Origin of the sequence: Pseudomonas sp. B14(2017) (assembly GCF_002113255.1) — a bacterium.
Classification (GTDB): domain Bacteria; phylum Pseudomonadota; class Gammaproteobacteria; order Pseudomonadales; family Pseudomonadaceae; genus Aquipseudomonas; species Aquipseudomonas putida_Z.
Window position 1 is genome coordinate 58918 of the sequence record NZ_NEJY01000007.1, and the last position, 11481, is coordinate 70398.

General features: G+C 65.3%; 9 protein-coding genes. 5 read left to right on the plus strand and 4 right to left on the minus strand.

Annotated elements, in window-relative coordinates:
- The first annotated feature begins 81 nt into the window (after window positions 1-81).
- Together CAG34_RS08745 and CAG34_RS08750 are read left to right on the plus strand one after the other, a co-directional pair.
- On the plus strand, window positions 82-1179 hold the full coding sequence (locus tag CAG34_RS08745; protein ID WP_085589278.1) for an efflux RND transporter periplasmic adaptor subunit: 1098 nt from the start codon (window positions 82-84) through the stop codon (window positions 1177-1179).
- On the plus strand, window positions 1176-4256 hold the full coding sequence (locus tag CAG34_RS08750) for a MexW/MexI family multidrug efflux RND transporter permease subunit (protein WP_085589280.1): 3081 nt from the start codon (window positions 1176-1178) through the stop codon (window positions 4254-4256). Before CAG34_RS08745 ends, CAG34_RS08750 begins: the two co-directional genes overlap by 4 nt.
- Window positions 4257-4402: 146 nt before the next feature.
- Here the strand turns inward: CAG34_RS08750 and CAG34_RS08755 are convergent, their stop codons facing one another.
- Window positions 4403-5140 carry a GntR family transcriptional regulator gene (locus CAG34_RS08755; protein ID WP_085589282.1) on the minus strand — a complete coding sequence of 246 codons (738 nt, stop codon included), beginning with the start codon at window positions 5138-5140 and terminating at the stop codon, window positions 4403-4405.
- A 117-nt stretch (window positions 5141-5257) separates the two neighbouring features.
- Between CAG34_RS08755 and CAG34_RS08760 the strand changes: the two genes are divergently transcribed.
- A complete protein-coding gene (locus tag CAG34_RS08760) occupies window positions 5258-6613 on the plus strand; it encodes an adenylosuccinate lyase family protein (protein ID WP_085589284.1) in 1356 nt (451 codons plus the stop codon).
- A 68-nt stretch (window positions 6614-6681) separates the two neighbouring features.
- Entirely contained in the window at window positions 6682-7983 is a 1302-nt protein-coding gene (locus CAG34_RS08765; protein WP_085589286.1) for a cation:dicarboxylate symporter family transporter, read from the plus strand.
- Window positions 7984-7992: 9 nt separating this feature from the next.
- Here CAG34_RS08765 and CAG34_RS08770 read toward each other — a convergent pair whose 3' ends face one another.
- Both CAG34_RS08770 and lysA read right to left on the minus strand, forming a co-directional pair.
- On the minus strand, window positions 7993-8436 hold the full coding sequence (locus tag CAG34_RS08770; RefSeq protein WP_085589288.1) for an acetyltransferase: 444 nt from the start codon (window positions 8434-8436) through the stop codon (window positions 7993-7995).
- Window positions 8437-8680: 244 nt separating this feature from the next.
- On the minus strand, window positions 8681-9913 hold the full coding sequence (gene lysA, locus CAG34_RS08775) for a diaminopimelate decarboxylase (protein ID WP_085589290.1): 1233 nt from the start codon (window positions 9911-9913) through the stop codon (window positions 8681-8683).
- 124 nt (window positions 9914-10037) lie between these two features.
- Between lysA and CAG34_RS08780 the strand changes: the two genes are divergently transcribed.
- On the plus strand, window positions 10038-10943 hold the full coding sequence (locus CAG34_RS08780; RefSeq protein ID WP_015269490.1) for a LysR family transcriptional regulator: 906 nt from the start codon (window positions 10038-10040) through the stop codon (window positions 10941-10943).
- 159 nt (window positions 10944-11102) lie between these two features.
- On the opposite strand, the gene CAG34_RS08785 is transcribed toward CAG34_RS08780, so the two are convergent.
- The gene (locus tag CAG34_RS08785; protein ID WP_013971664.1) at window positions 11103-11456 is read right to left on the minus strand and encodes a hypothetical protein; all 354 of its coding nucleotides are present in this window, start codon (window positions 11454-11456) and stop codon (window positions 11103-11105) included.
- Window positions 11457-11481: the final 25 nt, after the last annotated feature.

Below are 11481 nucleotides of genomic sequence, written 5' to 3' on the forward strand. Positions count from 1 at the left end.
GTTGACCTCAAGTTAACTCGAGCTCTTATAGTCCTGCCCGATCTTCCCCGCAACCGCTTTCCCTGATGATCGGAGCACTGCATGAACAAAAGGACGTTACTGGCCTGGGCTGGCGCTGTTGCAGGTGTGCTGGCCGCTGCCTATGCATTGGTCGGCAGTGGCTCGGCGCCGCCGGCTGCGGCGGCATGGCCGGCGACCAAGGTGGCGCTGGCCACGGCCGAGCAAGTGCAGCTGGCACGGCAGAACTTTGCCTCGGGGGAGCTGGAGGCGGTCAACCAGGTACAGGTGGCGGCCGAGACGGCGGGGCGCATCACCCGCATCGCCTTCGAGTCGGGGCAATGGGTGAGTGCAGGGCAATTGCTGGTACAGCTGAACGATGCCCCGGAGCAGGCCCTGCGCGTGCAGTTGCGCGCCAGGCTGCGCAATGCCGAAGTGGTGCTGCAGCGCAGCCGCAAGCTGCGCGCGGTGAACGCTGTGTCACAGGAGCTGCTCGACAATGCGGCCACCGCCGTGGACGTGGCCAGCGGTGAGTTGCAGCATGTCGAGGCGCTGATCGCGCAGAAGGCGATACGCGCGCCGTTTGCCGGCAAGCTCGGCATTCGCCGGGTGCATCAGGGCCAGTACCTGAGCGCCGGTGAGACCATCGCCAGTCTGGCCGACATCAGCCAGCTGCACGTCAATTTTTCCCTGGGCGAACAAGCCGCCCCCGAAGTGCACGTGGGGCAACTGCTGGCGCTGACGGTGGATGCGGTGCGCGGGCAGGACTTTCAGGCCCGGGTGGTCGCGGTGGACCCGGTGGTGAGCAAGGCGCGCCTGGTGCAGGTGCAGGCGGCCTTGCCGAACCCGGGCGGGCAGTTGCAGCCGGGCATGTACGCCGGCGTGCGCCTGGATGCCGCGCAGCCGTCAAGCGTGCTGGCCGTGCCGGAAACCGCGATCACCTACACCGCCTACGGGCAGACGGTGTTCGTCGCTACCCGGGACCCTGAACAGGGCACCCGGGTCAGCCGGGTGCGGGTGACTACCGGTGAGCGCTGGCAGGGGCGGGTGGAGATCACCTCAGGCCTGGCGCCCGGTGACCAGGTGGTGGTTTCCGGCCAGTTGAAACTGAGCGACGGCATGCCGGTCGAGCCTGTGGCGCAGGACAGCCTGCAAGCCAGCCAGGGAGGGCGGCAATCGTGAAGTTCACCGACCTCTTTGTCCGCCGCCCGGTGCTGGCGCTGGTGGTCAGCAGCCTGATCATCCTGCTGGGGCTGTTTGCCATGGGCAAGCTGCCGATCCGCCAGTACCCGCTGCTGGAAACCTCCACCATCACCATCAGCACCGAGTACCCGGGCGCCTCTGCCGAGCTGATGCAAGGCTTCGTGACCCAGCCGATCACCCAGGCGGTGTCGTCGGTCGAGGGCATCGACTACCTGTCCTCGTCGTCGCAGCAGGGGCGCAGCCTGATCACCTTGCGCATGGTGCTCAACCGCGATTCGACCCAGGCGCTTGCCGAGACCATGGCCAAGGTCAACCAGGTGCGCTATCGCCTGCCGGAAAAGGCCTACGACCCGGTGGTGGAGCTGTCGGCAGGTGACTCCACGGCGGTGGCCTACGTGGGCTTTGCCAGCGAAACCTTGTCGATACCCGAACTGAGCGATTACCTGTCGCGGGTGGTGGAACCGCAGTTCTCCGGCATCGACGGTGTGGCCAAGGTGCAGTCGTTCGGCGGGCAGCGCCTGGCCATGCGCCTGTGGCTGGACAGCGAACAGATGGCCGGGCGCGGGGTGACGGCCGCTGACGTGGCGCAGGCGGTGCGTGCCAACAACTACCAGGCGACGCCGGGGCAGGTGCGTGGGCAGTACGTGCTGGCCGATATCCAGGTGGACACCGACCTGACCCGGGTCGAGGACTTCCGCGAGTTGATCATCCGCAACGATGGCACCGACCTGGTGCGCCTGCGCGATGTCGGCACTGTCGAGCTGAGCGCGGCGGCCACCCAGACCAGCGCCACCATGAACGGCAAGCCCGCCGTGCACCTGGGGCTGTTCCCCACCCCGACCGGCAACCCGCTGGTGATCGTCGAGGGTATTCGCCAGCTGCTGCCGCAGATCCGTCAGACCCTGCCACCCGGGGTGGAGGTGGCGCTGGCCTATGAGACCGCACGCTTCATCGATGCCTCGATCGACGAGGTGCTGCGCACCCTGGTGGAGGCCATGCTGATCGTGGTGCTGGTCATCTGGCTGTGCCTGGGTTCGCTGCGCAGCGTGGTGATCGCGGTGGTGGCCATCCCGCTGTCGATGCTCGGTGCGGCGGGCCTGATGCTGCTGTTCGGCTTCAGCCTGAACCTGCTGACCTTGCTGGCGATGGTGCTGGCCATCGGCCTGGTGGTGGACGATGCCATCGTGGTGGTGGAGAACGTGCACCGCCATATCGAAGAGGGCAAGTCGCCGGTTGCCGCGGCACTGGCCGGGGCGCGGGAAATCGCCGGGCCGGTGATCGCCATGACCCTGACCCTGGCCGCCGTATACGCGCCGATCGGCTTGATGGGCGGGCTGACCGGCACGCTGTTCCGTGAGTTTGCCCTGACCCTGGCGGGGGCGGTGATCGTGTCCGGCATCGTCGCGCTCACCCTGTCGCCGGTGATGAGTTCGCTGTTGTTGCAACCCGGCCAGCAGCATGGCGCCATGGCCAACATGGCCGACCGCCTGTTCGGCATGCTGACCGGGGCCTATGGGCGAGTACTTGCCTACACCCTGTCGCATCGCTGGATCAGTGGTGGTGTGGCGCTTCTGGTGTGCCTGAGCCTGCCTTGGCTGTACCTGCTGCCGCAGCGCGAACTGGCCCCGCCCGAGGACCAGGCGGCGGTGCTGACGGCCATCAAGTCGCCGCAGCATGCCAGCCTGGATTATGTGGAGCGCTTTGCCCTGAAGCTGGACCAGGTGATGAAGTCCCTCGCCGAAACCACCGACACCTGGATCATCAACGGCACCGACGGCCCGGCCGCCAGTTTCGGCGGCATCAACCTCAGCGCCTGGCAGGCCCGCGAGCGTTCCGCCGCGCAGGTGCAGGCGCAGTTGCAGCAGGCCGTGGCGGACATCGAGGGCAGCAGCATCTTCGCCTTCCAGGTGGCCTCGCTGCCGGGTTCCAGCGGTGGCTTGCCGGTGCAGATGGTGTTGCGCAGCGCACAGGACTACCCCGAGCTGTACCAGACCATGGAAATGATCAAGCAGCGCGCCCGCGACAGCGGCCTGTTCAGCGTGGTGGACAGCGACCTCGACTACAACAACCCGGTGGTCAAGGTGCGCATCGACCGCGCCAAGGCGGCCAGCCTGGGCATCAGCATGCAGGCCATCGGCGAGTCGCTGGGTGTGCTGGTGGGCGAACAGTACCTCAACCGCTTCGCCCTGTTCGGGCGCTCCTACGACGTGATCCCGCAAAGCATCCAGGACCAGCGCCTGACGCCGGCGGCGCTGAACCGCCAGTACGTGCGCGCCGAAAACGGCAGCCTGGTGCCGCTGGCCACGGTGGTGCACCTGGACATCGAAGTGGCGCCCAACCGCTTGCTGCAGTTCGACCAGCAGAACGCCAGTACCCTGCAGGCGATCCCGGCGCCCGGTGTGTCGATGGGGAATGCCGTGGCATTTCTCGAACAGCTTGCCGCCGAACTGCCACCTGGCTTCAGCCATGACTGGCAATCGGAGTCGCGTCAGTATGTGCAAGAGGGCTTTGCCCTGATGTGGGCGTTTCTCGCCGCCCTGGTGGTGATCTACCTGGTGCTGGCCGCGCAGTACGAGAGCCTGGTGGACCCGCTGATCATCCTGGTGACCGTGCCGCTGTCGATCTGCGGTGCGCTGCTGCCGCTGGCGCTGGGCTGGGCCACGCTGAACATCTACACGCAGATCGGCCTGGTGACCCTGATCGGCCTGATCAGCAAGCACGGCATCCTGATGGTGGAGTTCGCCAACGAGATCCAGGTGCGTGACAACCTCGACCGTGCCGCCGCCATCGTCCGCGCCGCGCAGATACGCCTGCGGCCGGTGCTGATGACCACGGCGGCGATGACCTTCGGCGTGCTGCCGCTGCTGTTTGCCAGCGGCGCCGGGGCCAACAGCCGCTTTGGCCTGGGGGTGGTGATCGTGTGCGGGATGCTGGTGGGGACGTTGTTTACCCTGTTTGTGCTGCCGACGATCTATGCCTTGCTGGCGCGCGATCATCGGGTGACCACGGTGCGGGGGCAGCAGTTGGCGGAGGCTGAGCGGGTGTTGGGCGTGTGAGGAGGAAACAGGGCCATCGGGGCTGCTGCGCAGCCCATCGCCGGCAAGCCAGCTCCCACCTCGATCGCATTGACCTCAAGCCATGCGCTATCTCTGTGGGAGCTGGCTTGCCGGCGATGGGCCGCATAGCGGCCCCGATTGCCCGATCAGGACGGCGATCGATCGCGGCGCATCTGGGTAACCAGGGTAAAGCGATCATCCGGGTGCACCGTCTCGGACACCGCCATCAGGTCGCCGTTTTCCTCGCGGTAATGGCGAATGATCTTCAGCCCCGGCGCGCCTGCCTCGGCCTTCAGCACCCGGGCCATTTCCGCGCTCAGCAACACTGCCCGCACCTGCTGGTCGACCACCGCGATCGCCCGGCCATAGTGCTGCTCGATCAGCCCCGCAATCAGTTGGTCGGGGTGCTCGCGGGCCAACTCGATGACCTCGGCATAGTCGCGCTGCGCGTACACATCGGTCCAGCACAGCGGCGCCGCGTTGTGCACGCGGTCGACACGGATGCTCGACACGCAGAAGTAGTGCTCGCCCGGAACCAGCCCCAGCCGCGCCGCCTCGCTCAGGTCGGCGACGAAGTGGCGCACGTCCTGGATTTCCCGTTGCTGGGTTTCCGCCAGGTGCGCCAGGTCCGCCACGCTGGCCAGTGACTGCGAGTAGCCACCGCGCGGGCTGCTGGCCTCCACCCGGGTACCCACGCGCTTGCGACGCGATACCAGCCCTTGGTTGAGCAACTGGTTGATCGCCGCGCGCACCGTGTGTCGGCTCACATCGTACAGGTCGCACAGCTCGAACTCGGTCGGCAGCAGGCTGCCCACCGGGTAGCGGCCACTGGCGATGCCTTCCATCAAGTCCTTTGCCACGGTGGTATAGCGCGTCGGGTTCATGCCTTTGGTCTGTCTCGCAAATTTCATCGGTTGACAGTGTAACAGCGGCAGGGCAAGAATTATGTACGTACATAACAAATATGTACGGTCAAAAACAACATTTCAGGATCCCTGCCCATGTCCACCACCGTTTTCGATTCCACCCTGTTCCGTGACATGTTCGGCACTGCCGAAATGCGCGCGGTGTTCTCCGACAAATCGGTGATCGAGCGTTACATCGAAGTCGAAGTGGCCCTGGCCAAGGCCGAAGCGCGCTGCGGCGTCATCCCTGCCGAAGCCGCAGCGCAAATTGCCGAGTTGTCGCGCTACGAGGCGCTGGATCTGGCATTGATGCAGCACGAAACCGAAATCGTCGGCTATCCGATCCTGCCGCTGGTCGAGCAGCTGTCGAAGCTGTGTGGCGAGGCCGGCCGCTACGTTCATTGGGGCGCCACCACCCAGGACATCATGGACACCGCCGTGGTCCTGCAGGTGCGCGCAGCCCTGGCCATCGTCGCGCGTGACATCCAGACCGTGCGCGGCCTGCTGGCCGAACTGGCGCAGCGCTACCGTGACACGCCGATGGCCGGCCGCACCCACCTGCAGCACGCGCTGCCCATCACTTTCGGCTACAAGTGCGCGGTGTGGCTGAGCATGTTCGACCGTCACGCCGAGCGCTTGGCGCAGCTGCGCCCGCGAGTGGAAGTGGGGCAGTTTGCCGGTGCTGCCGGTACCCTGGCGTCGCTGGGTGACAAGGGCCTGGAAGTGCAGGCCGCACTGATGGACGAACTGGGCCTGGGCGTGCCGCAGGCTACCTGGCACGTGGCCCGGGATGGCCTGGCCGAAACCCTGAACTTCCTCGGCCTGGTCAGCGCCTCTTTGGGCAAGGTGGCACTGGATATCATGATGATGATGACCAGCGAGTTGGGTGAAGCTTACGAGCCGTTCGTCAAAGGGCGGGGCGCCAGCAGCACCATGCCGCAGAAGCGTAACCCGATTTCCTGCGAGTTGATGTACGCCGCCGCCAAGGGTGTGCGTCAGCAGGCCGGGCTGATGCTCGACGCCATGATCCAGGACTTCGAGCGCTCCACTGGCCCGTGGCAGGCCGAGTGGATCGCCATCCCCGAAGCCTTCGCCCTGACCGGCGCCTCGCTGGGCCAGGCGTGCTTCATGCTGGCTGGCCTGGACGTGCGTACTGAGCGCATGCGCAAGAACCTCGACATGACCCAGGGCCTGATCGTGGCCGAAGCGGTGATGATGGGCCTGGCACCGGCGCTGGGCCGCCAGGTGGCGCACGACGTGGTCTATGCCGCCTGCCGCATGGCCAATGACCAAGGCATAAGCCTGCTGGAAGCGTTGAAGGCCCAGGGGCAGGCCGCCGCTCGCCTGGACCTGGCAACCCTCGAGCAGCTGTGCAACCCGGCCAACTACCTGGGCCTGGCACCTCAGATGGTCGACCAGGCCCTGGCTCGCCAGGGCGCAGTCGCCCGCTGATACGCCTGGGGCCCGGCCTGCCTGGGCTCCGACCTGAGACCCCGTACAAGAACAATGAGAACGCTACCATGGTTTCCACGTCGAAAAAGCCGCTGTACAAGGACCTGACCTTCCAGGTGCTCGCCGCGATGCTGCTGGGCATCGCCTTCGGTTTCCTTGCCCCCGAACTCGCTGCCAAGTTCAAGATACTCGGGGACATCTTTCTCAAGCTGATCAAGACTGCCGTCGCGCCGCTGGTGTTCTTCACCGTGGTCCACGGCATTGCCTCGGCCGGTGATATCAAACGGGTCGGCAAGGTAGGCTGGCGCGCGCTGGTGTACTTCGAACTGCTGTCTACCTTTGCCCTGGCTCTGGGTCTGCTCTGGGGCAACCTGATCGGCATCGGCTCGGGCATGCATGGTGCACACGCCAGCAGTGCCGCCTCGGCGGCAGCCAGCGCTGCGGTTGCCAAAGGCCATGCGCCGAGTTCGACCATGGACTTCATCTATGGCATCTTCCCCGACAACTTCGTCGGTGCCTTCGCCGGTGGCCAGTTGCTGCAGGTGCTGGTGATCGCCGTGCTGTTCGGCTTCGCCCTGCTGGCCTTGAAGCATGAGCGCCGGGCGGTGATCGAGGACGGCTTGAACCGGGTATCGGAGTGCTTCTTCGAGTTCATCAACCTGATCATGAAGTTCGCCCCGCTGGGGGCGTTCGGCTCGGTAGCCTACGCGGTGGGCAGCAATGGTTCGGCTGTGCTGATATCGCTGGCCAACCTGGTGCTGATGTTCTATGTGGCGATCGCCTTCTTTCTGTTCGTGGTGCTGGGTGCCGTGTGCCGGTTGTCTGGTTTCAGCCTGTGGCGCTTCCTGAAGTACATCAAGGACGAGATCTTCATCGTGCTTGGTACGGCCTCGTCCGAAAGTGCGTTGCCACGGCTGCTTCAGAAGCTCGAGCGCTTTGGCTGCTCGAAGCAGAGCGTGGGCCTGGTGTTGCCGACCGGTTATGCCTTCAACCTGGATGGCACCTCGATCTACATGTCGATGTGTGTGCTGTTCATTGCCAATGCCTACGGTGTGCCGCTGGGTTGGGAACAGCAGTTGGGGATTCTGGCGATCATGCTGGTGACCTCCAAGGGGGCGGCGGCAGTATCGGGGGGCAGTTTCGTGGTATTCGCCGCCACCGTGACCGCCATCGGCGTGCTGCCGGTGGAAGGGCTCGCGTTACTGTTTGGCGTGTACCGCTTCATGTCCATGGCCATGGCTACTTGCAACACTATTGGTAATAGCGTGGCGACAGTGGTGGTGGCCAAGTGGGCGGGGGAGTTTACCGAGCAGACGGCGCGTGAGGAGTATTCGCGAGTGCTGGGGCGGGCTCCCGGGGCAGCGCTCTGAGCAGGCATATCAAACCTGTGCAGGCAGGCTCATATGCAGCAAGGGGAACGGCCGGCCTTCGCCATCCAGCGGTGAACGGCCGGTCTGGATGAAACCGTAGTGCCGGTAGAACCCCACCGCCTGCGGGTTCTGCTCGTTGACATCGACGCTCATCACGCTGTGCTTCTGGCGGCCGAAATCCAGCAACGCGCGGCCTATGCCCTGGCCATGGCGCTCAGGGGCGACGAAGAGCATTTCCACGTGGTTGCCATTGAAGCCGATGAAGCCCAGCGGGCGGTCTTCGGTGTCAACCGCGACCCAGAGCTCGACGGCCTGGAAGTAGACATCGCGCAATTGCGGCAGCAGCGCGTCGATGTCGGACGCTTGCAGAAAGTGGTGCGTGGCGCGCACGGCGCGCAGCCAGATATCGAGCAGTTGCGGGTGGTCTGCAGCGATGCTTTGGCGAATGATCATGGAGTCATGCCTGGGGAGACCGGGAGGAAAAAAGGGTACCCGGATTGTGTGGGGCGGGGCAATGGACGGTGGGGCAGGGCATCAGCTGATGTGTTGCCCGGGCCGGCCCTTTCGCGGGTAAACCCGCTCCCACAAGTACGGCACTGCCCTCGAGCCCGGCGCCGTACCTGTGGGAGCGGGTTTACCCGCGAACATGGGCGAAGCCCGTGCCATCGATGGGCTCGACTGCAATCCACGTCGATAGTTAGAAGCCTGCCTCCAGGCCCAGCAGGTCCTGCACCGTCTGCCTGCGGCGAATCATCCGTAGCGCTCCATCCTCGATCAGGAACTCCGGCAGCAACGGCCGGCTGTTGTAGTTCGACGACATCGACGCGCCATAGGCCCCGGCGTCGTGGATCACCAGCAGGTCACCCACCTGCGCCTGGGGCAGGTCGTGCGGGGTCAGTTCCTGGTCATCCTGGGTAAACACATCACCCGACTCGCACAGCGGCCCGGCCACCACGGTCGGCTGCCGTGGGCGGTCAACCGGCTGGCCGTCGGCGTCGAGCAGGGTCATGCGGTGGTAGGCCCCGTACATCGCCGGGCGCATCAGGTCGTTGAAACCGGCGTCGATCATGACGAAGGTATTGCGGCCCACCTGCTTCACGGCGCGTACCTCGGCCACCAGGTAGCCCGATTCTGCCACCAGGAAGCGCCCTGGCTCGATCTCCATGCGCACGGGGTGGCCCAGCATCGCTTCGATTTCCTTGCGGGCCACGGCCCAGGTCCGGGCGTAGCGTTGCAGGTCGACCGGCTTGTCGCTGCTGCGGTACGGGGTGGAAAGCCCGCCGCCAATGGAGAACGCCTCGATGTCCACGCCCAGGCGGCCGATCAGCTCGATCATCGAGCGCGCCACTTGCTCCAGATGCTGGTAGTCCACCCCCGAGCCGATGTGCATGTGCACCCCTACCAGGTGCAGGCCATGGGTTTTCACGCAGGCCAGTGCTTCGCCCAGCTCTTCGTGCCAGATGCCGTGCTTGCTGTTCTCGCCGCCAGTGTTGGTCTTGCGGCTGTGGCCATGGCCGAAGCCGGGGTTGATGCGGATCCACACGCGGTGGCCGGGCGAGCGTTCACCCAGTTGGCGCAGCATGTCGATGGAACCGGCGTTGACTTCGATCTTCGAGGCCACCACCCGCTCCAGGGTCGGCCGGTCCAGCGCGTCGCAGGTCAGCACCACGCCGGCAGGGTCGCCATCCACGCTGGCGCCCGCGGCAAAGGCCCGTTCCATTTCGCCCAGCGACACTGCGTCCAGCACCAGGCCGTGGGCGCGCATCAGGCGCAGCACATGCAGGTTGGGGTTGGCCTTCTGGGCGAAGCGCACGGTGTCGAACACCTTCAGCTGTTCGACACGCTCGGCGATGGTGCCGGCGTCGTAGGCCCACAGCGGCGAGCCGTGCTGGCGGACAGCCTCGGCCAGAAGAGTGAAGGGTGCAGTCATGGCGGCGCTACTCATATAAGGAAGGCCACGAGGATGAGCCAAAGCAGGAATTCAGAAAAATAGCTATTTTTCTGTCAGTCATTCATATCTGATATGACCATTGCCGATTTGCCAGGTGTTGCCCGTGAAACTGTCCGTCCGCCATATCGAAGTGTTCCGCGCCATCATGGCCGCTGGCAGCGTCACCGGTGCTGCGCGCCTGCTGTTTACCTCGCAGCCCACCGTCAGCCGCGAACTGGCGCGGCTGGAGCAGGTAACCGGGCTGAACCTGTTCGAGCGCGAAGGTGGCCGCCTGGTGGCGACGGCCCAGGCGCTGCTGTTGATCGAGGAGGTTGAGCGGGCCTACGTAGGGCTGGAGCGCATCGACCGCTTTGCCCAGGCCATCCGCAATTTCGAGCAGGGCCGGCTGGCCATTACCTGCCTGCCGCTGTTTTCCCAGACCTTGCTGCCCAAGGCTTGCCAGCGCTTTCACCAGCAGCACCGGGGCGTGAGCGTGAGTATCCTGGCACAGGAGTCGCCGTTGCTGGAGGAGTCGCTGGTTGCCCAGCAGCATGACCTGGGCCTGACCGAGGTAGAACAGATACCGCGTGGCGCCTACGGCGAATTGCTGTTCAGCGCCAACATGGTGTGCGTGCTGCCCGACGGGCACCCGTTGCAGGCCAGGGCCGAGCTGGAGCTGAGCGATTTCCACGAGGTCGACTTCATCAACCTGGCCAGCCTGGACACCTACCGGCAGCGCCTGGACCAGCACTTTCGCGCGGCAGGGGTGAACCGCCGCACGGTTATCGAGACCACCAGTGCTGCCTCGGTGTGCGCCATGGTCAGGCAGGGCCTGGGGGTGGCGATCATCAACCCGCTGAGCGGGCTGGAAGCGGCGCAGGGCGGGTTGCCGATCCGGCGGTTGCGGGTGTCGGTGCCGTACCAGGTGATGCTGATCAGGCCGGACCACCGGCCGGCGTCGGCGGCAGTGGAGCCGTTTTGCCAGGCGTTGCGGGTGCAGGCTCGGGAGATGCAGCAGGCGCTGGCATGATCGTTGTGGGGGAACTGCCTTGCACAAAACCTAAAAACTGGCGCGATCACTGTGGGAGCGGGCAAGCCCGCGAAGCAGGCGACGCGATGGATGGCACCGGCTGTGCCGGTGTTCGCGGGCATGCCCGCTCCCACAGGGGCAGCGCCGGTATTCAGTCCGTCACAGCTCGCAGACGAAGGTGCCGGTCCCGGCCAGGATGTTCTCCAGGGTTTCCTTCACTTCATCCATGTCACTCAACTCGCTGGTCAGGTTGATCTCCAGCACTTCATCCCCCTTCAGCGCATCCCGGTCGCCGGCCGCCACTTCGATCAGCAGGCGCTTGGCGCTCAGGGTCACTTTCAGGCCATCCAGCGTCGACGGCTCGTCATCCAGGGTCAGGTCGACGGTGTCTTCGTCCGGGTAGCGGGTCAGCAGGAACATCTGACCCTTGTCGCTGTGGCAGCACAGGGTCGCCATGTTGTCTTCCTCGTCATCGCAAGGGGTGGCGAACAGCAGGGCAGTATTGATTTGCATGGACAAGGCTCGGATCAAAGGAAAC